The following is a 22,594-nucleotide window of genomic DNA, read 5'->3' on the forward strand; positions in this document are numbered from 1 at the left end:
TACCGGCAGCGGCCCGTCCGCAAACGGCTTCAGCGCCGCTGATCCCGCATCAGGCGGGCCGCACGCACTGCGAAGTAGGTCAGGATTCCATCGGCACCGGCGCGGCGCATGGACATCAGGCTTTCCATGACCACGGTATCGCCGTCGAGCCAGCCGTTCTGCTCCGCTGCCATGTGCATGGCGTACTCACCACTGACCTGGTATACGAAGGTCGGCACCTGCAGTTCGGTTTTCACCCGATGCACAATATCGAGATATGGCATGCCGGGTTTGATCATCACCATGTCTGCACCTTCCGACAGATCCATCATCACTTCATGAATCGCCTCATTACTGTTGGCCGGGTCCATCTGGTAAGTGGCTTTATTGCCTTTGCCCAGGTTCGCGGCAGAACCGACCGCGTCGCGGAACGGACCATAATAACCGGATGCATACTTGGCAGAATAGGCCAGGATACGGGTGTTCACATGCCCGGCAGATTCCAGTGCATCACGGATAGCCGCAATCCGACCGTCCATCATATCGGAGGGCGCCACGACATCAGCACCCGCGTCTGCGTGAGACAGAGCCTGGTTCACCAGGGCCTCAACGGTGACATCGTTCAGTACATAACCATCGTTATCTATAATGCCATCCTGACCATGGGTGGTGAACGGGTCCAGCGCCACATCGGTAATAACGCCCAGCTCCGGGTAAGCCTTCTTCAGTGCCCGAACCGCACGCTGCGCCAGGCCGTCAGAGTCCCAGGCGCCGGAGCCGGAGAGGTTTTTCTTCTCCGCGGATACCACGGGGAACAGCGCTACCGCGGGGATACCCAGCTCCACCAGTTCAGCCGCCTGCTCAACCAGCAAATCAATGCTCAGGCGATCAACGCCAGGCATGGAGGGCACCTGTTCATGCTGCCCTTCGCCTTCAAGAACGAAAACCGGGTAAATCAGGTTATCCGGTGTGAGCTGGTTTTCCCTCACCAGCCGGCGGGAAAATTCGCTGGCCCGATTGCGGCGCAGACGGGTAGCGGGGAAAACGCGAGGGGTTGATAGCGGCACAGAAAACCTCCTGAATGGCACTGCAAAGGGTTGGACCTGAAATTCCGGCACTTATGGCGTCACCGTTTGCCCCATCATACACTGCCAGAGCCTCTGCTTGCAGGCTACCGGACGATACAGGTTGCAAGCCGGGGCGGCAGGTAATGCAAACCGGTCCGGCGGGGCCTCGGTGAGCCTTGCACTATTGAATGGAATCCAGCGCTTTGGCTCTGATGCGTTCGGTGTCGCTGAAATACTTTTCCCGCAGCCGTGCCAGGCTCTCTTCCCGTTCCGGCGCCGCCAGCCCGGATGTATTCAGCGCGTCCCGCTCCCTGGCGTACGACTGCCAGCGCCGGTTCCAGTCGCTCTGCTCGGCATCCAGTTCCTCCAGCTTGCGGGCAGCCTCATCGCCGAATGCCTGTTGGCGCCAGGAGCGCAAGGCTTCCGGATCCCCGGCCAATGCCTCTCGCGCCTGCTCATACCGGGCAAACTTGCGGGTTTCCTGCCGGGCCTTGCGCACAGGCTCAGGCAAAGCCCTTTCTGCAGCGGCCAGCGCTTCTTCCCGTTGCTGATCTGTCAGGTCGGGATTGCTGCCAATACGCCTTCTTTCCAGCTGGTAGCGATCTACAACCTCTTCATCAGCAAAGAAGGCCTCGACTGTATCCGCGTCCATCCAGGTTCTGCGCAGCGCCTGGATTTCCGCCATTCTGCGCTCCAGCTCACCTTGCTGCAAAACATCGGTATCGCCATAGGCGGCTTCCAGATCGGCCAGTGCAAGCTTGTAATCCAGATACCGGCCAAGCGTCTCAAGCGCCTGACTCCGGGCAGGTTCGTCCAGTACCGAGACTGCAAGCCGGATCCTGGCCAGCAGTTGTGCCAGTGTTTCTTCCCCCAAAGCAGACAGGTAGTACTCGAACAGCTGTCGCAGTTCGCTGGTGGGAACAAGATTGCCCAACCGGTCTGTTTTCGCCCAGCCTCCAGGCTCCGACGTTCCTTCAAGCGATGGCGGCCGCTGCTCCGGCACACCGGTCTCTGCGGACTGGCCAACCAGTTCCGAAGGCGCCGGCTGGCGCGGTTGCGAAAAACCGGTGTCACCGGTTCTGGCTTCCGCGGGGTGGCCCGAGGAACGGGTTGATGCCGGTTGCTCCTGAGCGCCATCGGCGAGCAGCCAGAGCGCAATTACAACTGCTATAATCACCGGTATTGTGAAGGAAAGTCTGGAAACAGGTTTCATATTGAGGGGTCAATCCGGCCATCGGTGACTTGAAAAAGAGCCCGGAAACGGGGATCAAGGCGTTCACACGGGCTATATTAGATACAAATGAGGCTTTTGACCGAGACTGACCGCAAAAAAACAGGCCGGGGTGTGCGCCCCGGCCAGTAAAACGATGCTCAGAGTGAGCGGTTGTTAAAGCCTGTTTCCACCTTGCGCGGAGAGTCGGCACGGAAAGCCGTCTCAATCTGCTGGATTTTTCCGCCCTGGCTCAGGAAGGCTTCGATATCCTGCTGCAATTGTGCTCGCACCCGTGCCCGGCCTGCGATTGAATGCGCATCGGCGTTGTCGTTGCTTTCGTTAACCCAGTTCCCGGATTGCTCCAGGTTGCTTTCGTCGAACTCACTCATAGTTTTCTCCATCAACGAAAACAGTGTTACAAATGCGGCCACTCCGTCGGGGGCCGCACTCCGTCTCGACCAACCGCTACTGCGGCAACGTCTTGGCGTCTTTATAATCTGCTTTTGAAGGCAGGGCTATTCCTGACAAGACTATTTTTGTAATTTTTTGTAACAGGGCATAAGCACCTGAATTTCAATTATAAAATATGGACAGGAAATCAGGATTCGCGTTGACACAAAGAATGAACAATGATTCAATTAATACAAGGAGCCGGCATGGCTTATCGTGAAACTGAAAAGATGCGGTTGCGAAAGGCGGCAGCTCGTCAGCGAATAGCTGAATGCACTTATCAATGTGTTGCGGAAGGCGGTTTTCGCAATGCAAAGATTACCCGCATCGCCCAGCGTGCGGGTGTCGCCACGGGAACGATCTATCGCCATTTCGAGTCAAAAGAGGACCTGTTTGCGGAAATATTTCGCAAAGCAACCCAGCGCGAAGTGGACAAGGTAGCCGAAGCCCTGGCCGTACCGGGCAACGCAACCACCCGGCTGGAAACGGCGTTGCGGCAATTTGCCGAGCGCGCACTTAAAGGCCCGGTTATGGCATGGTCATTGATTGCCGAACCGGTAGACCCGAAGGTTGAGGAAGAACGGCTGATCTACCGCAAAGCCTATGCCAACCTGTTTGAACAAGCGATCCGTGAGGGCATCGAAGAAGGGTGTATCCCGGATCAGGATGCCCGTCAGAGCAGTACCTGCCTGGTGGGCGCAATCGCGGAAAGCCTGGTCGGCCCGCTGTCACCGACTCAGACCAACCAGGAAATCGCGGACAAAACCGACAACCATGACCCGCTGGTCAACACCATCATCCGCTTCTGCATACAGGGGTTGACCGGCACCAGGAGGTAGCTATGAACGCGCCGCAACCAAAGCCAGGAATACCCGCAACCGAACATGGTGACCGCTATCTGGCGGTCACCCACGAAGTGATCAACCAGCCACCAGCACTGGAAAACTACAACCTGTACGAACAGGATATTGCACTCCGGGAAGCAGTAAAGCGCGAGGGCGCCGCAAAATCCGAAAGCGACCTGAACGCTTTCGGGGCCCATGCCGGCAAGGCGTCAACCATTGATTTGGGCTTTCGAGCCAATACCAACAAGCCCGAATTCAATACCCACGACCGCTTCGGCCATCGTATCGATGAGGTAGACTTCCACCCCTCGTATCACGAACTGATGCGCATTGCCTTTGAAAACGGCCTACACAGCAGCCCATGGACCAACCCGGGCGCAGGCGCGCATGTAACCCGCGCGGCAAAATACTACATGCACTCCCAGGTGGAAGCGGCACACTGCTGCCCGGTTACCATGACCTTCGCCGCCATACCCTCCATCCGCAAGCAGCCGGAGGTGGCATCGCTCTGGGAGTCCCGGGTACTGGCCAACAGCTACGACGCCCGCAACGTCCCGGACACCCAGAAAAGCTCAGTCACCATCGGCATGGCGATGACCGAAAAACAGGGCGGCAGCGATGTGCGCTCCAACAGCACCCTCGCCTACCCGGTCGGGGACGGCGGTTCTGGCCAGGCTTACGAACTGGTCGGGCACAAATGGTTTGTCTCCGCCCCCATGTGTGATGCTTTTCTGGTACTGGCCCAGGCACCCGGCGGATTATCCTGCTTCCTGATGCCACGCTGGCGCCCGGATGGCACAAAAAATCCCTGGCAGATACAGCGCCTGAAAAACAAAATGGGCAACGTCGCCAACGCCTCCAGCGAAGTGGAACTGCGCGGCGCACTGGCCTGGATGATCGGTGAAGAAGGCCGTGGCGTGCCCACTATCATAGAAATGGTCGCCATGACCCGCTTCGACTGCATGATCGGCAGCTCCGCCGGCATGCGCCAGGCCGTGGCCCAGGCCACCCACCACTGCCGCCACCGCAGCGCCTTCGGCAGCCGCCTCAGCGAGCAGCCTCTGATGCAAAACGTGCTTGCCGACCTGGCCCTGGAAAACGAAGCCGCCCTCGCCTACACCATGCGAGTGGCCCGCGCCCTCGACAACCAGAACCAGGAACACGAACGCCTGCTGGCCCGCCTGGCCACACCCGTGGGCAAATACTGGATCTGCAAACGCACACCCAACCACGCTTACGAATCCATGGAATGCATCGGCGGCAGTGGCGTAATGGAAGACTGCATCATGCCCCGCCTGTTCCGGGAATCGCCGGTGAACGCCATCTGGGAAGGCAGCGGCAACGTCCAGTGCCTGGACACCCTGCGCGCCATCCAGAAAGAACCGGAAACCCTCGACGCCTTCTTCCGGGAAGCCGCCGAGGCCAAAGGCGCAGACCGCCGCTTTGACCAGTTCCTGGCGCAACTGCAAAACGACTTCGCCGACATCAGCGATTTCCAGTACCGCGCCCGCAACCTGGTGGACCGCATGGCGCTGGTCATGCAAGCCTCCCTGCTGCTGCGCAACGGCGACAAGGCCGTAGCTGACGCCTTCTGCGCCTCACGGCTGGAATCCAGCGGAGGCATGAACTACGGCAACCTGCCCTCGGGCATTGATGCTGCGGCTATTATCAAGCGGGCAACGCCTGTAGTAGGCTAGCGTTTGTGTCCACCAAGGCATCAAGATATAAGCTTGGTGGACTCCACTTGAATTGTTCGCGAACCGGCGGATGGAAGGCTGTTCAAAACTGTGCGGAGCCATGGATGGCGGAGCCCAAGCGCCACAGGGATGTGCCGCAAGGAGCGTGTTTTGAACAGCCTTCCATCCGTCGGTTCCAGCACCAATGCCGGATCCCCTATGTCTGAAGCTCTGAGAAAACTACTCAAAGAAGGCAACGCGCCCCAACAAAACACCGCGATTACACCCCACGTAGGCATACTCACCCTGCACTTCCAGCTCTACGGCTGCGAAGACCTCAAAGCCAAACGCAAAGTCTTTACCCCACTACGGGCCATATGGGGCAGGGAGCCCGACCTGGCCGTGGCGGAAACTGCCGATCTCGAAGCCCTGGATTGCGCCACCTGGACAATCGCCGCCCTAGGCACCTCCTCACAACTGATCACCCAACGCCTCGACCAGATCGAAAAAGCCATCGAAGAACGAATCGATGCAGCCATACTCGACATTCACCGGGAGATTCTCTGATAACGCTCTGTAGCGCATCACTGCCTCAGTCCGTATACTACTGCACCTCAGGGATGCCAGTGTGCCTGCAAGCGACAGGTAACAAGTAACCAAAGCCGGACTCAGCCTCCGGCGGTATCCGTAGGGCATCCGGACCTGCCCTTCGGATGACCACTGAAAGCGTGTGGTACCTATGACCGGCAAGAAAAAATCCGCCCAGGCTTCGGTTGAAGCCATGTACCGCGTGTTCACCGTGCCCGAGGCACCGGAGTCCACGCTCAGTCGGATTGACCAGAATATATCCAGCAATCTTGCAGGCTTCCTGCAGGAACACATTGTTGCGGTTGAACGGGACCTTGCAGACGTCGAGAAAAACTTCTCCGACTACGCCATCCCCGAAAAGCCCGTATTCGTTTCCGAACAGGCCCAGTTCCTCCTGGACAAACTGGTCGCCAACTCCGTTCATACCGCCTCACCCGCTTTTATTGGCCACATGACTTCAGCGCTGCCCTACTTCATGCTGCCGCTGTCGAAAATCATGATCGCCCTGAACCAGAACCTGGTAAAAACCGAAACCTCCAAGGCCTTTACACCCATGGAGCGGCAGGTTCTCGGCATGATCCACCGGCTGGTGTACCAGGAAGACGGTGCCTTTTACCGGAAGTGGATGCACGACCCCCGCCATGCCCTCGGTGCCATGTGCTCCGGTGGCACCGTGGCCAACCTGACCGCACTCTGGGTGGCCCGCAACCGTGCCTTTCCCGCCGAAGGCAGCTTCCGCGGCCTGCACCAGGAAGGCCTGTTCCGCGCATTAAAATATTACGGCTACGAAGGCGCCGCCATCGTGGTGTCGCGCCGTGGTCATTATTCTCTGGGCAAAGCGGCCGACGTGCTGGGCCTGGGCCGGGAATCCCTGGTGGCGGTGGATACCGACGACAGCAACCGGATCCAGACCGACGCCCTGCGCGACAAGTGCCTGCAACTGCAGAAACAGAAAATCAAGGTTATGGCGATTTGCGGCATAGCCGGCACCACCGAGACAGGCAACGTAGACCCCCTGGACGCCATGGCGGATATCGCAAGAGAATTCGGTGCCCACTTCCACGTGGATGCGGCCTGGGGCGGGCCTACGCTGTTCTCCAGAACCTACCGCCACCTGCTGCGGGGCATAGAGAAGGCCGATTCAGTTACTTTCGATGCCCACAAACAGCTGTACGTGCCCATGGGCGCCGGGCTGGTTGTGTTCAAAGACCCGAGCCTGGCCAACGCGGTTGAGCACCACGCCCAATACATCATTCGCAAAGGATCCCGTGACCTGGGCACCACCACGCTTGAGGGCTCACGCCCCGGCATGTCCATGCTGATCCATTCCGGCCTGAAGATCCTGGCCCGGGAAGGCTACGAAATTCTGATTGACCAGGGCATCGAGAAAGCAGCTACCTTCGCCGACATGATTGAGGGGGAACCGGATTTTGAGCTGGTTACCCGGCCCGAGCTGAACATTCTCACTTACCGCTACTGTCCGGAAAACGTGCAGCAAGCCCTGGCTCTGGCGGACCCGTTGCAGGCGGAAAAACTCAACGCCTGCCTGAACCAAATCACCAAGTTTATTCAGAAAACCCAGCGGGAGCGCGGCAAGGCGTTTGTTTCAAGAACCCGGCTGGAGCCCGCCCGCTACTACAACTTCCCGTGCATTGTGTTCCGGGTTGTTCTGGCGAACCCGCTGACCACGCCGAAGATCCTGGCGGACATTCTGGAAGAGCAGCGTGAGCTTTCAGGGGAAGAAGGCATTCAGGACGAAATCAGGATATTGCTTCAGATGGCAGATGTGGTGCTGAAGCAGCATGAGCAGGGTCAAAAGCAAGCCTGACCTATTGGAACTACCCTTCAGGAACCGCAAGGGAGGGGATCAGGCTTCCAAAACACGCTGTAAATACATCCCTGTACGCTCGGCTCCGCCATCCATGGCTCCGCACGGTTTTGGAAGCCTGATCCCCTCCCTCGCTCCGTGCTAGCCTCTAACTGCCACTTACAAAAAGCTTACTCAGTAAAGCGCCTCTTCGTCATCCAGCACTTCGTCAATAATTTCCAGGAACATGCGATCCGCTTCGCTCCACTTCTCCGGAATACGGATAGTGGTGTTGGCGCTGATCTCCCGGGCGATCAGTTCGTCGGAATCGGGCTGCGACCGATACTTCCGGGCAATGTCGATGGACTTTACCGCAATCGTCGGATCACTCAGCACCTTCTTGATGAACACTCGCAGCTCATCAATTACCCTGGCCTGACGGCTTTCAATTGGTGTACTCATACCTCACCCTCCGGGCAAATGAATTTTACATACGCACAGTATGAACAAACCCGTGCGTTACAACCAGCCAGCGCGTTAAACGAAGATTCCGCGCAACGTGAAGAACAGAGTAGCCGCCATAACGGCTGACGCAGGCACGGTGATAATCCAGGCCGCTGCTATGCGTACCAGATGCGAGCGCTTGACCATTTCCTCTTTGTAGATCTTCTTCAAACGCTTGCGGTCCGATTTCGTCAGGGGTACATGCTTCTTTTTCTTGGCACGCTTGAGGAGTTTTTCCATTTCCTCAACGGAAGCATTGCGGAAATCGTCAAGGAAGGGTTTGAGGCGCTCCTGATCGTCCTCGTCACGCTCCTCCATAATCTTGTGCAACTGGGTGGCGTAATTGGATTTCAGGTATTCGCGCAGGAAGCCAACACCAAATACGCCGCCAATGGCAATGTGGGTCGAGCTCACCGGCAGGCCCAGTTGCGAAGCCAGAATGACTGTTAATGCCGCAGAAAGGGCAATACAAAAGGCACGGGTTTTATCCAGTTCGGTAATCTCGCTGCCCACGGTTTTAATCAGGCGCGGGCCGAACAACATAAGACCGACTGTCAAACCCAGAGCGCCAATCATCATAACCCACAGGGGTATGCTCGAAGCGGTCGCGACGCCACCATTTGCCAAGGCATCATTGATCGCTGCAAGCGGGCCAATGGCGTTAGCCACGTCATTTGCACCGTGGGCGAAGCTCAGCAGGGCAGCAGCGAAGATCAGCGGCCAGGTGAACAGGGTGTTGACCCCGTCTGCGCTGTTTTCCATGGTAGCGGCGCGGCGTATGGCAAGGGCCCGCACAACAAAGAACGCTACTACGGCCGCAACCAGGCCAACCAGGGATGCCTCAAAGAAATCGACCATGACGATTTTCTTTACGCCCTTGATCATCAGGTAGGTGCCGAACGCCCAGGCCATAATGGCAACAAGCCAGGGCACAAACGTTCGGGCAGCGGGTACTACATTTTTCCGGTATAGCACCGTCTTGTTGATGATGAACAACAAAAGAGCCGCAACCGCGCCACCCATTACCGGCGAAATAACCCAACTGCCAGCAATCTTGCCCATGACGGCCCAGTCTGCAATACCCCAGCCGCCGGCTGCGACGCCTGCTCCAAGTACGCCACCCACAATGGAGTGCGTGGTCGATACAGGCGCGCCCATCCAGGTCGCCAGGTTGAGCCAGAGTGCACCCGCCAGCAAAGCGGCAGTCATCAGCCAGACAAACTCGCGACTTTCATCCAGCCGTGTTGGATCAATAATCCCTCCCTTGATGGTAGAGACCACATCGCCACCGGCAATGAGCGCACCGGAGGACTCAAAAACACCGGCCAGAATGACCGCTGCACCCAGAGACAGGGCGCCGGAACCGACAGCCGGGCCGACGTTGTTGGCAACGTCGTTGGCACCTATGTTGATAGCCATATAGCCACCAATAACGGCAGCGGCCATGAGCAGCGTGCCATTCGGCATGCCCTCACTGAAGGCGCCCACCACCAGCCAGATGCCCAGTAAAAACAACAGGCTGAATCCGATCCGGTATCGTTCCGTAGAGTCGCTGGTCAGCAGGGTATCCAGAAATCCGCTTGAACGGGCCATAACAGAAAAGGTCTCATTTGGTCTGAATGGAGAACGTACCGTTGTGCTGCGCGCAACTATAAGTTTTTTGCCCTGAAAATGAAACTAATGTGCGACACAACGACAGGATCACACAATGCACCTGCAATGGATGCATGCATGCCGTTTTCTGATTCATAATAAACGCAAAACCAGAGCGCTACGCAGGCGTTCTGCATATCGGGACAGGGCCACCATGAGCAGAGATTCCTCTTCGGGCTACCAGGCCGCGCGGGAACGTGAAGATGCCCAGGTTTCACTGGTGCTAACCTGGCTGTCGCTGGCGGCAATCCTGTGCCTTCTGGGCATTGGCTCAAAAGCCTGGCATTCCGGCCATAGCACCCACGCCCTGATCCTCTGGTTTTTTATCCTTCCGATCGTGGTCAATATGGTCTGGTTCGCCTTTTCAGGCAACCGTGATATACAAAAAGCCGGGCTTCTGGTCACTGTCAGCGTGCTTTTTACCTACCTGATAGCTTCCGGTGGAGAAGGCAACACCGGTCCTCTGTGGTTCTACGTGTTCCCGCCCCTGCTGTTTTTCCTGACCAGCCTGAAAACCGGTACCATGATCCTTCTGCTGGTGTACCTGATTGCGCTCATTGTGTTCCAGTTTCCTGAGCTGCCCTTTGTATTTGCCGAGTACGAGAGCGACTTCAAAGTTCGTTTTTTCGCAACGCTGACCTTTGAATCGATTTTCTGTTTCGTACTGGAGGCCAGCCGGCTGAAGGCCCGCAACGAGCTCCTGGACCTGGCTCTGACTCACGAACACGCGGCCAAAACCGATGAGCTTACCGGGCTTTCCAACCGCCGGGACATGTTGAACCGGTTATCCGGGGAATTTTCACGGTACCAGCGTTCCGGGCATCATTTTTCCATCGTTCTGATTGATCTGGATCTGTTCAAGACGATCAATGATCAGTTTGGCCACAACACCGGGGATGCGGTTCTGATGCAATTTGCCGAACTGGTGCAGACCGTCATCCGCCAGACGGATATTGCGGCTCGCTGGGGCGGGGAGGAGTTTCTGCTACTGCTGCCGGATACCTCCCTGCTTCCGGCACTGAAACTGGCCGAGCGCTTGCGCAGCGAAGTGGCAGGGAACAGTTTCCGATTTCAGGGGCAGGACTTACCCGTCACCATGAGTGCCGGAGTTTGCTCTATCGCTCAGGTCAACTCCATCGACAGTATGCTCAGGCAGGCAGACCTTCAGCTCTACAGCGCCAAGGGGGCAGGCCGCAACCGGATTGCCCCCAGAGTGCGAAGCCAGGCTACAGCCACCCACAGCGAATCAAACACTTGATGTCATCTGTTCTCGCCGCTATTGTCCAGCGCCACAGGACTCTTTTGGTGCAATAAAAGGCAACTTGAATGACAGATATCAGAATTCTGGTAGGCAGCGTATACGGTGGGGCACTGCTGACCGCCAGGGCCATCAGGCAGGCCCTGGAAAACGAAGGCTATTGCGTGCAGGTTCTGGAAAACCCGGTGCTGGACGATATAACCTCCGACGACTCGCCCTTGCTGGTTTGTACGTCCACCACCGGCCAGGGAGAAGTTCCCGGCAACCTGCTGCCCTTTTATGTAGCCCTGCGAGAGCAGCTGCCACAACAACCAGGACGCCCCTTCGGCATTATTGTTCTGGGAGACAGTTCCTATGGCGACACCTTTTGCGGTGCAGGCACACTGATGGAAGAAGCGCTCTATGAAACCGCGGCCCGCAAGGTGGGAGACACCCTGCGCATTGACGCACTGGAAACCCAGGAACCGGAAAGTGAAGCTTTGCCCTGGGTACGTGAATGGATAGCCGCTGTATCAATCTGAGTCCCACTTGAGAGGCTCTTGGCGAGCGCGCATACTGCTGCGGACAACAACCATGACAAGCGGTGAATGGTGACAAGGTTCCAAGGGTCTCGTGTTCTGGCAGTGCTGATGCTGCTTCTGCCCCTGGCGTTTGGCAGCCGTGGCGCCGAGACATTCCGCTTTCCCGATATCGAATTTCTGCGGGTGCCGCCTGGTGTGCACCTGTCCCCCAGCGAAGTTATAGCCTCCGATGATTGGCTGCCGCTCGGGAACAGCAGCCCGAATTTCGGTTACACCCGGGATACTGTCTGGTTCCGCTTTGACGTTCCTGCAAATCGCCAGGCAGATTTACTGGAAGTTGCCTACTCCCAGCTTGACTACATTTCGTTCTACCTGCTTGATAGTGGCGAGCTTGTGGACACCGTCACTACAGGTGACCGGTATCCGTTCGCCCAGCGCCCGGTACTGAATCGCCATTTTCTGTTCCCGTTCAACCCGGATGGCGGCAAGAACCGGGAAATTCTTCTGGAAATCCGCACCGAAGGCACGCTTCAGGCGCCCATGAGCCTCTGGAATACCCGGGCTTTCTTTGCACATGCCTCGGTTGAAGAACAGTTGCACGCGGTTTATTACGGCATACTGATCAGCGTTATTTTCTTTAACCTGTTCGTCTTTTTTGCCCTGCGAGAGCCTGTTTACCTGCTTTACGTGCTGTCAACGCTGGGCTACCTGCTGCTGATCAGCAACCTGAACGGCACTGCGTTCCAGCTACTGTGGCCCGAGAGCCCGGAAATACAGAACCGCGCTATGCTGTTCACAGTACCTCTGGCGGTGGTGTTCACGCTGCTGTTTTCACGCTCCTTTCTCAAGCTTGAACAAACTGCTCCAAACCTCAACCGCATTGTACTTGGCTTTATTGCAGCGAACGCCCTCGTGGCGGTTGTAACCGGCATTATTGATTACAGTAACGCCATCCGGATCACCGTTGCCATGGCCATCCCGAGCACCTTGCTGCTCACCGTCATCGGCCCCCTGCAATGGATGCGGGGCAAGCCACAGGCCAGCTACTACACCATAGCCTGGGGCGCACTGTCTCTTGGCAGCGCCATCACGGCAGCCAACAAGTACGGCATGCTTCCCAATAATTTTATTACCACTTACGGCATGGAGATTGGCTCCGCGTTTGAAGCCATGCTGTTGGCTCTGGCTCTGGCTGCCCGGATTTACCAGGAGCGCCAGGAAAAAGTGGAAGCCCGGGAAGCAGAGCTTGCGGCCATAGCGGCCAGACGCTCAGCGGAACTGAAACTGATCGAGAACGCCCTGCACAACACTCTCACCGGCCTCCCCAATCGCGCCAGTTTTGAAATGCATGTGAATGACCTGATCCACCAGGCACCGCACACACGACACGGCATTGTCGTCATCCACATGAACAACCTGCAGTCTGTAACCAAAACCCTGGGGCACCAGAACACGGATCGAATACTGGAGCGGGTCTCGCAGAACCTGAACGCCATTATTGGAAAGCTCCCCGGCATTATTCCTCTGGGGCAGCACAATGGGCGCAGTTTTTTTGTCGCCTGTCTTGATCCGGAGACCTTCGCCTTTGTGGTGAATGCAAACCTCACAGAAAACGCAGGCCGATCCGTGATGCGAGCGCTGGAAGCCGTACGCCGACCGGTGGATTATCTGGGTATGCAGATACCGCTTGGCGCCCAGCTTGGCATCGCTGTCTCACCAGCCCATGGCACGGACGCCACCTCTTTGATTCGCAGAGCCTCAATAGCAGAAAGCTCCGAACGCGCGAAAGAACGCGGAATGGCGTACTACAAACCATCCCGGGACTCCTACAGCGCCGGCAGGCTCACAATGGTTTCGAAGTTACAGCAAGCTCTGGCAAACAACGAGCTCGAACTCCACCTGCAGCCCAAGCTGAATCTCGCAAGCGGTCAGGTAGCCGGGCTGGAAGTACTTATACGCTGGCCTGCGCGTCAACCCTCCGTGTGTGCGGACGAGTTCATTATGCTGGCCGAGCAAACCGGACTGATCAAACCCCTGACCCGCTGGGTACTGGAACGTTCATTGCAGATTCGAAGCTGCCTGCTGGAACACGGGCATGTTCTCGATCTTTCGCTGAATATCTCACCCGCCAACCTACGGGAACCGGATTTTCCGGATTTCGTAAACAGAACGATGAACGCGCACCCGGGGCACGTGGGCGCTGTTATTTTCGAGGTTACGGAAACATCGATGATGCAGGATCCCGCCAATGCCCTGACAGCACTTAACTCACTGGCAAACGCAGGCATTCCGGTTTCCATTGACGATTTCGGATCCGGCTACTCGTCGCTCTCCTACATCAAGCAGCTACCGGCGAGTGAAATCAAGATTGACCGGTCGCTGATTACTGACCTGGTTACCGGGGAAGAGGACCGGGTTATCGTCCAGACCACTATCAACATGTGTCATAGCCTCGGCTACCGGGTTGTAGCCGAGGGCGTGGAAGACGAAGCCACTGCCAGCCTGCTCAAAGGAATGGGCTGCGACATGATTCAGGGTTACCTGCTGAGCCGGCCTCTGCCGCTCGAGCAGATGCTGGTCTGGCTCGCTCAAAGGCAGGAAACGGCCGTCAAACAACAACTGCCCGGGTAACCATCAACAGTCATCAACGCTGGCGAATCAACGCTTCCTGTGTTGTGGATGCAACCAGAACGCCTTTCTGATTGAAAAAATTGCCGCGATTAAAGCCGCGCCCGGACGACGCGCTGGGGCTGTCTTTATCATAAAGCAGCCAGTCTTCCATACGAAAATCCCGGTGAAACCAGATGGCATGGTCCAGGCTCGCAATCTGCAGCCCCTTGTTCATGAACGACACGCCGTGGGGGTTAAGGGACGTTCCCAGGAATGAAAAATCCGACGCATAGGTAAGCAGGCAGCGGTGCAGAACCGGATCATCCGGCAGTGGTCCCAGAGCACGAATCCAGCTTTGCTTGCAGGGCGGGCGCTTTTCAGGCTGAAGCGGATTTACCGGGTTCACCGGGCGAATTTCAATGGGGCGGTCACGGGTCATGATCTCGCGCAATTTCTCCGGCACCTGTGGCGCCATCAGCTTGCCCCATTCCTGCTCGGAGCGCAGGGTTTCCGGGTCTGGCGCATCGGGCATCTCCGCCTGGTGCTCGAACCCCTCCTCAGCAACATGAAAGGACATGGAGCCGGTCAGAATTTCCTTGCCGTCCTGGCGGGCGATCACCCTGCGAACAGAAAAACTGCGGCCATCGCGCACCCGCTGAACTTCATAATCAATGGGCATATGCTGGTTGCCAGGGCGCAAAAAATAAGCATGCATCGAGTGGCAGAGACGGTCTTCAACCGTATGACTGGCTGCCATCAGCGCCTGCCCGAGAACCTGGCCCCCGAATACGTGGGGAAACCCAAGGTCCTCGCTGTCGCCCCGATAGTGATCTCCGCCAGCGGGGGCCAGATACAACAACTCCACCAGTCTTTTTGTAACATCAAGCATGCCTGCTCCTGTTTATTCGTTAGCACACGAACAGGTTTCTACCGCAAGCGGAGGAAGTTCGCAACGAAAAGCTGCCCGGACCCGCCCCTGTTGGGACAGCACAGGCGGGCCGAATCCGCTCAGATACTGCAACATTGCCTGTCGGAGACAGGCTATTCAGGAATGAATGGGTGGTACGATTTTGGACAGCGCCTGTTTTTCCAAGGCAAACCGACCGGTAACGGCAAACCCCAGCACTTCGCCGTCGGCATTTTTGAACAGGGTTTTTACGTGGCTGCCATCCTGCTCGGTTTCCCAGTACCCCTCCGCATCGGATGGTGGCGGGCAAACCGCTGCCGGGCAACAGGGGGTTTTAACCATCACCGGCATGGTGCCGTAGGTCACTTCAGTGGGCACACCGGTCAGGGTTTTTGCCAGGGCGCGGGCACAGGCCATTAGCGGCAGAACATAGAGCAGCACATGGCCATCCACCTCGGCGCAATCCCCCAGGGCATAGACATCCTGGGCCGAGGTTTCCAGCAGCCTGTTCACCTTGATTCCGCGACCCGTATCGATTCCGGCAGCACGGGCCAGTTGTATACGGGGGCGCAGACCGACGGCTGATATCACGATATCCGCCTGCAGTTTTTCACCATTCGCCAAAAACAGGGTTACGCCCGTTTCTGCCGGCTCAATGCGCTCAACAAGAGTCTCCAGGTGGAAGTTCACACCCAGCGCTTCCATCTCTTGCTGCACCGCGTCGGCAGCAACGGCCGGCAGCAGGCTCGGCATGACAGCGTCAGAAGGGGCAATCACCTCTACCTCGTAGCCGCCATTACGCAGATCGTTCGCAAACTCACAACCAATAAGCCCCGCGCCCATAATGGCTACCCGGCTACCCGGCTTCAATGCCTTGCGAAACACACGGTAATCCCCCAGATCGTTAATGGGAAAGACCCGTTCCTGACCGTCGCCGGGTATGGTCAGGCGAATCACATCTGCGCCCCAGGCCAGTACCAGCTTGCTGTAAGACAGGCTGTCGTCGCCCAGCAATAACCTGTGGCCTTCGGTATCTATACCGGTCACGGTTGTAAAGGTCCGCAGCTCCAGATTGAGCTGCTCTGCCATGGTTTCTGTGCCCGCCTGGGCCAGGCCTTCCGCATCCTTACCCTTGGTAAGGCCGGTGGACAGCATGGGTTTGGAGTAGCTGACGCCGTCATCGGCGGTCACCATCACGATCCGGGCGTCTTTGTCCTGCTTGCGGATTTCCCGGGCCAGGGAATAACCGGCCAAACCCGTTCCGACAATAACGATGGGGTGCTGCTCTGTCATAACCATGCTCCGTTCGGGCTCAGCCGATCTCGATCATTTCAAAATCTTCCTTGCCCACTCCACAATCGGGGCAAACCCAGTCTTCCGGTACATCGTCCCATGAGGTGCCTGGCTCGATACCATCCTCGGGCCAGCCCTCTGCTTCATCATAAATCAGACCACATACCACACACTGCCACTTCTTCATAAAACCTATCTCCACCACATTTTGTGGCCGCAATGTTAATTGTCGAACAATACATCAATCAAGCATTTTCCACAAACCTGCTCCAAAGCCTGTTATGCCATGTTTTTTTGTCTGCATTGCAACACAATGATACCCGGCACTCGCGGATTGACCAATGCCAGCGCAGACGCAGCCATCCGGCATTTTCTGCCAATCCCCCGACACACCCCCCCTCCCCACTGCCAGCCCTCTCCGGTATAATCGCCGGTTTTACGACAGGACCGACCGTTATGACCGATACCGTCGCCGAAATGAATCAGGTTATGGCCGAAGCTGACTGCCTGGTTGATGAGCAACAGGTACAGACTGCAATCCGCAACCTTGCCAGCGACATCAGCGACCGCCTTAAGGACAGCAACCCACTGCTGTTTTGTGTCATGAATGGTGGCCTGATCTTTACCGGGCAGCTTCTGCCCCGGCTGAACTTCCCCGTGCAGGCGGAATATCTTCATGCAACGCGCTATCGGCAGGAGACTACCGGCGGCATCCTGGAGTGGAAGCTTCAGCCCGAAGCCGATATGAAAGGCCGGGTTGTGCTGATTGTTGACGACATTCTTGATGAAGGCACAACCCTCTGCGCCATCGCAGACTATTGCATGGCCCATGGCGCAAAAGAAGTCCTGACGGCGGTGCTGGTGGACAAACAACACGATCGCAAGGCCCGCCCGGATCTCAAGGCTGATTTCACCGGGCTAAAGGTGGAAGACCGCTTTCTGTTTGGCTATGGCATGGACTACAAAGGGTACTGGCGAAATGCCCCCGGAATTTACGCGGTCAAAGGCCTCTGATATCGGTACGCTGACGGACAACCCCCACCTGGTCATCCCGCCGACTGACTGGTATCAGTCGCTTGCCGCTGCCGGGCTACGCAACCCGGAGGTTCTTGGACCGGCGCGTTACTGGCTTCAGGTGGAAGGTTCCTTTACCCGGGCTTTGCAGAACCGGTGCACGAGTTCGTTTCACGTGGAAGTGCACCGTGAAGGCTTTACCACACCCACCCTTGAAGAAGCCCGGCGCCTTGGCGTATCTCCGCGCCAGCAGGCGTGGATTCGTGAAGTGCGCCTGTGCGGTGACGGCACGCCCTGGGTTCTGGCTCGCACCGTCATCCCCCTTGCCTGCCTGACTGGCGAAGGCAGGCGTCTTCTGCATCTTGGTAACAAGCCGTTGGGCGCCTATCTGTTCAGCAGCCGCAACTGGCAACGGGGGCCGATTGAAACCGGGCTCTGTCACCGCCCGAACCGGGGCCGGCCAGCATCCGGCAGGCCGGAGATTGCCCGCCGCTCCCTGTTCAGCAACAAAAAAAGTGCGCTGCTGGTGGGCGAATACCTGCTTCCGGTGCTATACCGCCAGAGCTGACCGGCCACCCAGACGCACCCGGCTTTCACCCCTGCCCGCCCACTGGCTATAATCCCTGCACGTTCGTTTTCCACTCATTCTTTTCCCATGCCCAAAGGGATAGCCCCATGCTGCCTGAAGCCGTGCCAGAACACATACGGAGCCGACTGACCGATTACGCACAACTGCTGCGCATCAACCGCCCTATCGGCACCCTGCTCCTGCTATGGCCCACTTACTGGGCGCTCTGGCTTGCCGGTGATGGCAGCCCCGGCATTGGCAATGTCATCATTTTTACTCTCGGCGTGTTCTTCATGCGCGCCGCCGGTTGCGCCATCAACGACTTTGCCGACCGGGACTGGGACAGGCACGTAAAGCGCACCAGGGACCGCCCGCTGACCACGGGCCGGGTAAACCCCTGGGAAGCCGTCGCCCTGTTTGCCGGGCTGTGTATTGTGTCGTTTCTCATGGTGGTGCTGTTTACCAACACCCTTACACTCTACCTGTCTTTTGGCGGTGCATTGCTGGCATTTATCTACCCCTTCACCAAGCGTTACACCCACCTGCCCCAGCTCTTTCTCGGTGCCGCTTTCTCCTGGGCTATCCCCATGGCATGGGCTGCCGAGGCTGGCGAGGCTGGCGAGCTCAACCAGGTCACCTGGCTGCTGTTCACTGCCAACGTGCTCTGGACCGTGGCTTACGACACTTTCTATGCCATGGTTGATCGCGACGACGACCTGAAAGTGGGCATTAAATCCACAGCCATTCTTTTCGGCGATGCTGACCGCGCCATCATCGGCGCGCTTCAGGCTATGGTGGTGCTTATCCTGATCATCGTCGGCAACCGTTACGAGCTGGGAAGTTTCTACTACCTGGGGCTGGTCGCCATGGCCTGCCTGTTTACCTACCAGCAATACCTGGCCAAAGACCGGGAGCGTGATGGCTGTTTCAAGGCCTTTCTGAACAATAACTGGGCCGGGTTTGCGGTGTTTACCGGGCTGGTTATCGACCTGCTAATCTCGTGAGAAGGCGGTAGATGCACAATGTTTGCAACGGCGGAACTCCAAACCTCGAAGGCCTGGAAGCAATAAGTCAGAGCCTGTCACACAGCTGTAACACTTGGGCGTTTTAATGGTCCAGCAACACATCATGGTCTGAAACAGGTTACAGAATATGTCCGGTAAAACCGTGCTGATTGTCGATGACGAACCCGCTATCCGCGAGATGATTGCTGTTGCGCTGGAGATGGCTGATTACCAGTGCCTGGAAGCCGGTGATGCCTGTGAGGCCCATGCGCTGATTATCGACCGGCAACCCGACATTATCCTGCTGGACTGGATGCTTCCGGGTACCAGCGGTATCGAACTGGCAAGACGGCTGAAAAAAGAAGAAACCACCGCCAACATACCCATCATCATGCTCACCGCCAAAGTGGAGGAAGACAATAAAATCCGTGGTCTGGAGGTTGGTGCTGATGATTACATCACCAAACCCTTCAGCCCGAGAGAGCTTGTCGCGCGCCTGAAAGCCGTACTGCGCCGGGCAACCCCTCTCGGCATCGACGACCCCATTGAGGTGGACGGTCTGGCACTCGACCCTGCCAGCCATCGCGTCACGGCAAACGACTCCCCTCTGAACATAGGGCCCACGGAGTACCGCCTACTGCAATTTTTCATGACCCACCAGGAGCGGGTTTACACGCGCTCCCAGCTGCTGGATCAGGTGTGGGGCGGCAATGTTTATGTTGAGGAGCGAACGGTTGATGTGCATATCCGGCGGCTGCGCAAGGCTCTGGGGGAGCGCCACGATTATCTGATCCAGACCGTAAGAGGCGCTGGCTACCGCTTCTCTGCCAAGCCCGTATGACCGCAGCCCGGCAGACGCTGCCGGTGCAAAACAAGGCAGATCCTTATGCAGCCAAAATGGTCGAAACACCTTTATTACACCCTTGCGGGCCTCGCAGGCACAACGCTTGCCGGCCTGTATCTGGGGTATCCCCTGTACGGGCTGATCGCGGGCCTGGGGCTTTACCTGCTGTGGACGCTCCACCAGACCCGCCGCCTGGCGAAATGGCTGGCGGAACCGGAGATTGCCGGCGAGGCTCCACAGAGCCTGGGGCTCTGGGGCGATCTGTTCGAAAGGCTGCATAAGCTGAACCAGAATAATCTGCAGATCCGGGATCGCCTGCGAGCACGAATCGACCGCATACAGGAGTCCACCAATTCCATGCGTGACGGCGTTATCATGACCGACGCGCAAGGCGCCATGGAGTGGTGGAACGGCTCGGCAGAGCACCTGCTGGGTTTTCGCCGGAATACAGATCAGGGCCAGTACATCTACAACCTGATCCGCACGCCCGCGTTCAAATCCTATTTTGACGCCAGGGATTACCGTGAACCTCTGGAACTGAATTCACCTGCCAAACCACACATACATCTGCAAATCGAGATCAGCCTGTTCGGAGATGACGACCGGCTCATTGTGGCCAAAGATGTGACGCGCCTGCACCAGCTGGAGCTTATGCGCCGGGATTTTGTCAGTAACGTATCCCATGAAATGCGGACACCGTTGACCGTCATCAGCGGTTACCTGGAAACACTTGTGGATAATGCCGACGACCTGCCTGCCAAATGGCAAAGGGCCATTAAAACCATGGCGACCCAGGCTTTGCGCATGGAAACGCTGATTGCCGACCTCATCCTTTTGTCCCGGATCGAGACGGGTGAGCAGGAAGACACGAATACGCCAACAGACATTAACACCCTGATTGGCCAGATCTGCCAGGATGCCAGAACACTCAGCGGGGACAGACAGCACGAGATCCTTGTTAACGCAACCGCCTCTAAGATGCTGAAAGGAGATGAAAGCCAGCTACGCAGTGCCTTCTCCAACCTGGTATTCAATGCGGTTAAATACACTCCGGCCCAGGGACGGATCACTGTATCCTGGTACACCGACGCTGACGGCGGGCACCTCTCGGTAAAAGACACGGGGGCAGGCATCGATCAGGTACATATCCCCCGGCTGACCGAGCGTTTCTATCGTGCCGACCCCAGCCGACACAAAGATACCGGCGGTACCGGGCTAGGCCTGGCCATCGTCAAGCATGTTCTGATCAATCACGATGGTCACCTGGAAATACGCAGCAAACCCGGCAAAGGCAGTGAGTTTGTCTGCCACTTCCCGGCAGAGCGACTGGTGGAGGCGCATCCCGGGTAAAAGCTACATGGCAGAAGCAGATTTACAGAAGGCGCGCCGGACGAGAGGTTAAAGAACTGTCACACCTGCAGGGTTGGGAAACTGTTTCACCAGCCTGAAAACGCGCTAACATGGGGCTGGTTTTGTCCGTACCCCCTTACCCAGACCGAGGTTCCGCGTGCTGAACGAGCTTGCAAGGATTCTACCCAACCGGCACACAGCGTGCCGTCTCGCTGTTTCCACCCTTCTGGTTACTTTGTCGTTACCTGCAATGGCTGAGGGAATGGCAGAGAGAATGATGGAGAGCGACACACAGCCCAACGCGCCCAGCGGCTTTGAAGAGTGCAAGCTGCAATTGCAGGAAAAGGCCATTGCTGCCGGGGTCAGTGCTGAAACCGCTCAGGAAGTGATGTCAAAGGTCAGGCACGTAGACCGGGTTATCGAACTGGACCGCAGGCAACCCGAGTTCACCACCACCTTTGCAGACTACCTGAACCGCCGGGTTAATGAAGCCAGAGTGACCAAGGGCCGTGAGCTGATCAAGGAACACAGCGCACTACTGGAACGGGTTACCGAGGCAACCGGTGTGCCGGCACCTTACCTTGTCGCCTTCTGGGGGCTGGAAACCAACTTCGGCAGCTATTTCGGCAAAATGTCTGTGCCGGACTCACTGACGACCCTGGCTTGCGATGCCCGCCGCAGCACGTTTTTTACCGAGCAGCTGATTGCCGCATTGCGCATTATAGATGAAGGCGCCATTCCGGTAGAACAAATGGAAGGGTCCTGGGCCGGCGCCATGGGCCACGTGCAGTTCATGCCCACCGTCTTTCTCAAGCACGCAGTAGACGCCGATGGTGATGGCCGTCGCGACCTGTGGAACAGCCTGCCAGACGCCATGATGTCCGCCGGCAGGTTCCTTCAGTCCATGAACTGGGACGGAGACTACCGCTGGGGCCGTGAAGTGCTGTTGCCGGACAACTTTGACTACTCGCTCGCCGACGGCCGGCGCCTTGCACTGAGCAAATGGCGGGAACTGGGCATCACCGATGCTTTCGGAAACCCCCTTGCCCGGGAAGACATTGATGCTGCATTGGTTGTCCCTGCCGGCCACCGCGGACCGGCGTTTCTTGCCTATCACAACTTCAAGGTGATCATGGGCTGGAACCGTTCGGAGTTTTACGCTATTGCCGTCGGTCATCTGGCTGACCGTATTGCGGGCGCAGGAAAGCTGCAGAACCCGCCACCGGAAGATACACCTGCACTTTCAAGAGACACAATTATCCAACTTCAGACGGCTCTCAATGAACGTGGCTACGATGCCGGCAAGCCCGACGGTATTACCGGGTCCGCAACCCGTTCCGCAATCCGCAGGTTTCAGCATGATGAGGGACTGATCGCCGATGGTTTCCCGGGGCAGGAACTGCTTGATCGACTGGGGGTAAGAAGCTGAAGACTGTCAGTTTT

At 57.4% G+C, this 22,594-nt stretch carries 21 protein-coding genes; 13 read left to right on the forward strand and 8 right to left on the reverse strand.

Annotated features, from left to right (window positions below; genetic code table 11):
* Positions 1-29: 29 nt before the first annotated feature.
* From hemB to CDH48_RS12120, 3 genes are all read right to left on the reverse strand, one after another.
* On the reverse strand, positions 30-1,046 hold the full coding sequence (hemB, locus tag CDH48_RS12110; RefSeq protein ID WP_100689000.1) for a porphobilinogen synthase: 1,017 nt from the start codon (positions 1,044-1,046) through the stop codon (positions 30-32).
* A gap of 181 nt (positions 1,047-1,227) precedes the next feature.
* Positions 1,228-2,259 (reverse strand): lipase secretion chaperone, encoded by a 1,032-nt coding sequence (locus tag CDH48_RS12115; protein ID WP_100689001.1) that lies wholly within the window; start codon positions 2,257-2,259, stop codon positions 1,228-1,230.
* A 158-nt stretch (positions 2,260-2,417) separates the two neighbouring features.
* Entirely contained in the window at positions 2,418-2,648 is a 231-nt protein-coding gene (locus CDH48_RS12120; RefSeq protein ID WP_100689066.1) for a hypothetical protein, read from the reverse strand.
* A 267-nt stretch (positions 2,649-2,915) separates the two neighbouring features.
* On the opposite strand from CDH48_RS12120, the gene CDH48_RS12125 reads away from it, so the two are divergent.
* From CDH48_RS12125 to panP, 4 genes are all read left to right on the forward strand, one after another.
* The gene (locus CDH48_RS12125) at positions 2,916-3,548 is read left to right on the forward strand and encodes a TetR/AcrR family transcriptional regulator (RefSeq protein ID WP_100689002.1); all 633 of its coding nucleotides are present in this window, start codon (positions 2,916-2,918) and stop codon (positions 3,546-3,548) included.
* Between the two features lie 2 nt (positions 3,549-3,550).
* Entirely contained in the window at positions 3,551-5,251 is a 1,701-nt protein-coding gene (locus tag CDH48_RS12130) for an isovaleryl-CoA dehydrogenase (protein ID WP_100689003.1), read from the forward strand.
* A gap of 198 nt (positions 5,252-5,449) precedes the next feature.
* On the forward strand, positions 5,450-5,797 hold the full coding sequence (locus CDH48_RS12135) for a DUF503 domain-containing protein (RefSeq protein WP_100689004.1): 348 nt from the start codon (positions 5,450-5,452) through the stop codon (positions 5,795-5,797).
* Positions 5,798-5,969: 172 nt separating this feature from the next.
* Entirely contained in the window at positions 5,970-7,646 is a 1,677-nt protein-coding gene (gene panP, locus CDH48_RS12140; protein WP_100689005.1) for a pyridoxal-dependent aspartate 1-decarboxylase PanP, read from the forward strand.
* 174 nt (positions 7,647-7,820) lie between these two features.
* Here the strand turns inward: panP and CDH48_RS12145 are convergent, their stop codons facing one another.
* Together CDH48_RS12145 and CDH48_RS12150 are read right to left on the reverse strand one after the other, a co-directional pair.
* Positions 7,821-8,087 (reverse strand): hypothetical protein, encoded by a 267-nt coding sequence (locus CDH48_RS12145; RefSeq protein ID WP_100689006.1) that lies wholly within the window; start codon positions 8,085-8,087, stop codon positions 7,821-7,823.
* 75 nt (positions 8,088-8,162) lie between these two features.
* Positions 8,163-9,722 (reverse strand): inorganic phosphate transporter, encoded by a 1,560-nt coding sequence (locus CDH48_RS12150; protein ID WP_100689007.1) that lies wholly within the window; start codon positions 9,720-9,722, stop codon positions 8,163-8,165.
* A 214-nt stretch (positions 9,723-9,936) separates the two neighbouring features.
* Between CDH48_RS12150 and CDH48_RS12155 the strand changes: the two genes are divergently transcribed.
* The 3 genes from CDH48_RS12155 to CDH48_RS12165 all read left to right on the forward strand — a co-directional run bounded on the left by CDH48_RS12155 (position 9,937) and on the right by CDH48_RS12165 (position 14,192).
* Positions 9,937-11,040 (forward strand): GGDEF domain-containing protein, encoded by a 1,104-nt coding sequence (locus CDH48_RS12155; RefSeq protein ID WP_100689067.1) that lies wholly within the window; start codon positions 9,937-9,939, stop codon positions 11,038-11,040.
* Positions 11,041-11,108: 68 nt separating this feature from the next.
* Positions 11,109-11,561 carry a flavodoxin gene (locus CDH48_RS12160; protein WP_100689008.1) on the forward strand — a complete coding sequence of 151 codons (453 nt, stop codon included), beginning with the start codon at positions 11,109-11,111 and terminating at the stop codon, positions 11,559-11,561.
* A 66-nt stretch (positions 11,562-11,627) separates the two neighbouring features.
* Entirely contained in the window at positions 11,628-14,192 is a 2,565-nt protein-coding gene (locus CDH48_RS12165; RefSeq protein ID WP_100689009.1) for an EAL domain-containing protein, read from the forward strand.
* Between the two features lie 13 nt (positions 14,193-14,205).
* On the opposite strand, the gene CDH48_RS12170 is transcribed toward CDH48_RS12165, so the two are convergent.
* From CDH48_RS12170 to CDH48_RS12180, 3 genes are all read right to left on the reverse strand, one after another.
* Complete coding sequence (locus CDH48_RS12170; RefSeq protein WP_100689010.1) at positions 14,206-15,060, reverse strand: acyl-CoA thioesterase; 855 nt, start codon at positions 15,058-15,060, stop codon at positions 14,206-14,208.
* A gap of 156 nt (positions 15,061-15,216) precedes the next feature.
* The gene (locus tag CDH48_RS12175; RefSeq protein ID WP_100689011.1) at positions 15,217-16,371 is read right to left on the reverse strand and encodes an NAD(P)/FAD-dependent oxidoreductase; all 1,155 of its coding nucleotides are present in this window, start codon (positions 16,369-16,371) and stop codon (positions 15,217-15,219) included.
* Between the two features lie 19 nt (positions 16,372-16,390).
* Positions 16,391-16,558, reverse strand: a complete 168-nt coding sequence (locus CDH48_RS12180; RefSeq protein WP_100689012.1) for a rubredoxin — start codon at positions 16,556-16,558, stop codon at positions 16,391-16,393.
* Positions 16,559-16,827: 269 nt separating this feature from the next.
* Between CDH48_RS12180 and CDH48_RS12185 the strand changes: the two genes are divergently transcribed.
* The 6 genes from CDH48_RS12185 (at position 16,828) to CDH48_RS12210 (ending at position 22,580) form a co-directional block, all read left to right on the forward strand.
* Positions 16,828-17,385, forward strand: a complete 558-nt coding sequence (locus CDH48_RS12185) for a hypoxanthine-guanine phosphoribosyltransferase (protein WP_100689013.1) — start codon at positions 16,828-16,830, stop codon at positions 17,383-17,385.
* Positions 17,351-17,953, forward strand: a complete 603-nt coding sequence (locus CDH48_RS12190; RefSeq protein ID WP_100689014.1) for a chorismate--pyruvate lyase family protein — start codon at positions 17,351-17,353, stop codon at positions 17,951-17,953. The genes CDH48_RS12185 and CDH48_RS12190 overlap by 35 nt, the downstream gene beginning before the upstream one ends.
* Positions 17,954-18,060: 107 nt before the next feature.
* On the forward strand, positions 18,061-18,957 hold the full coding sequence (ubiA, locus tag CDH48_RS12195) for a 4-hydroxybenzoate octaprenyltransferase (RefSeq protein WP_100689015.1): 897 nt from the start codon (positions 18,061-18,063) through the stop codon (positions 18,955-18,957).
* 148 nt (positions 18,958-19,105) lie between these two features.
* Positions 19,106-19,798: a phosphate regulon transcriptional regulator PhoB gene (gene phoB / locus CDH48_RS12200; RefSeq protein WP_100689016.1), complete on the forward strand. Its 693-nt coding sequence runs from the start codon at positions 19,106-19,108 to the stop codon at positions 19,796-19,798.
* 45 nt (positions 19,799-19,843) lie between these two features.
* Positions 19,844-21,151 (forward strand): phosphate regulon sensor histidine kinase PhoR, encoded by a 1,308-nt coding sequence (phoR, locus tag CDH48_RS12205; protein WP_100689017.1) that lies wholly within the window; start codon positions 19,844-19,846, stop codon positions 21,149-21,151.
* A gap of 262 nt (positions 21,152-21,413) precedes the next feature.
* A complete protein-coding gene (locus tag CDH48_RS12210) occupies positions 21,414-22,580 on the forward strand; it encodes a lytic murein transglycosylase (RefSeq protein WP_227521067.1) in 1,167 nt (388 codons plus the stop codon).
* Positions 22,581-22,594 lie beyond the last annotated feature (14 nt).

The sequence above is a fragment of the Marinobacter aromaticivorans genome (genome assembly GCF_002806975.1).
Lineage (GTDB): Bacteria > Pseudomonadota > Gammaproteobacteria > Pseudomonadales > Oleiphilaceae > Marinobacter > Marinobacter aromaticivorans.

Excerpts from the sequence above, each read along its gene's own strand:
- CDH48_RS12115 (WP_100689001.1), bottom strand. The coding sequence starts at position 2,259 with ATGAAACCTGTTTCCAGACTTTCCTTCACAATACCGGTGATTATAGCA.
- CDH48_RS12120 (WP_100689066.1), bottom strand. The coding sequence starts at position 2,648 with ATGAGTGAGTTCGACGAAAGCAACCTGGAGCAATCCGGGAACTGGGTT.
- CDH48_RS12125 (WP_100689002.1), top strand. The coding sequence starts at position 2,916 with ATGGCTTATCGTGAAACTGAAAAGATGCGGTTGCGAAAGGCGGCAGCT.
- CDH48_RS12130 (WP_100689003.1), top strand. The coding sequence starts at position 3,551 with ATGAACGCGCCGCAACCAAAGCCAGGAATACCCGCAACCGAACATGGT.
- CDH48_RS12135 (WP_100689004.1), top strand. The coding sequence starts at position 5,450 with ATGTCTGAAGCTCTGAGAAAACTACTCAAAGAAGGCAACGCGCCCCAA.
- panP (WP_100689005.1), top strand. The coding sequence starts at position 5,970 with ATGACCGGCAAGAAAAAATCCGCCCAGGCTTCGGTTGAAGCCATGTAC.
- CDH48_RS12145 (WP_100689006.1), bottom strand. The coding sequence starts at position 8,087 with ATGAGTACACCAATTGAAAGCCGTCAGGCCAGGGTAATTGATGAGCTG.
- CDH48_RS12150 (WP_100689007.1), bottom strand. The coding sequence starts at position 9,722 with ATGGCCCGTTCAAGCGGATTTCTGGATACCCTGCTGACCAGCGACTCT.
- CDH48_RS12155 (WP_100689067.1), top strand. The coding sequence starts at position 9,937 with ATGAGCAGAGATTCCTCTTCGGGCTACCAGGCCGCGCGGGAACGTGAA.
- CDH48_RS12160 (WP_100689008.1), top strand. The coding sequence starts at position 11,109 with ATGACAGATATCAGAATTCTGGTAGGCAGCGTATACGGTGGGGCACTG.
- CDH48_RS12165 (WP_100689009.1), top strand. The coding sequence starts at position 11,628 with ATGGTGACAAGGTTCCAAGGGTCTCGTGTTCTGGCAGTGCTGATGCTG.
- CDH48_RS12170 (WP_100689010.1), bottom strand. The coding sequence starts at position 15,060 with ATGCTTGATGTTACAAAAAGACTGGTGGAGTTGTTGTATCTGGCCCCC.
- CDH48_RS12175 (WP_100689011.1), bottom strand. The coding sequence starts at position 16,371 with ATGACAGAGCAGCACCCCATCGTTATTGTCGGAACGGGTTTGGCCGGT.
- CDH48_RS12180 (WP_100689012.1), bottom strand. The coding sequence starts at position 16,558 with ATGAAGAAGTGGCAGTGTGTGGTATGTGGTCTGATTTATGATGAAGCA.
- CDH48_RS12185 (WP_100689013.1), top strand. The coding sequence starts at position 16,828 with ATGACCGATACCGTCGCCGAAATGAATCAGGTTATGGCCGAAGCTGAC.
- CDH48_RS12190 (WP_100689014.1), top strand. The coding sequence starts at position 17,351 with ATGCCCCCGGAATTTACGCGGTCAAAGGCCTCTGATATCGGTACGCTG.
- ubiA (WP_100689015.1), top strand. The coding sequence starts at position 18,061 with ATGCTGCCTGAAGCCGTGCCAGAACACATACGGAGCCGACTGACCGAT.
- phoB (WP_100689016.1), top strand. The coding sequence starts at position 19,106 with ATGTCCGGTAAAACCGTGCTGATTGTCGATGACGAACCCGCTATCCGC.
- phoR (WP_100689017.1), top strand. The coding sequence starts at position 19,844 with ATGCAGCCAAAATGGTCGAAACACCTTTATTACACCCTTGCGGGCCTC.
- CDH48_RS12210 (WP_227521067.1), top strand. The coding sequence starts at position 21,414 with ATGGCAGAGAGAATGATGGAGAGCGACACACAGCCCAACGCGCCCAGC.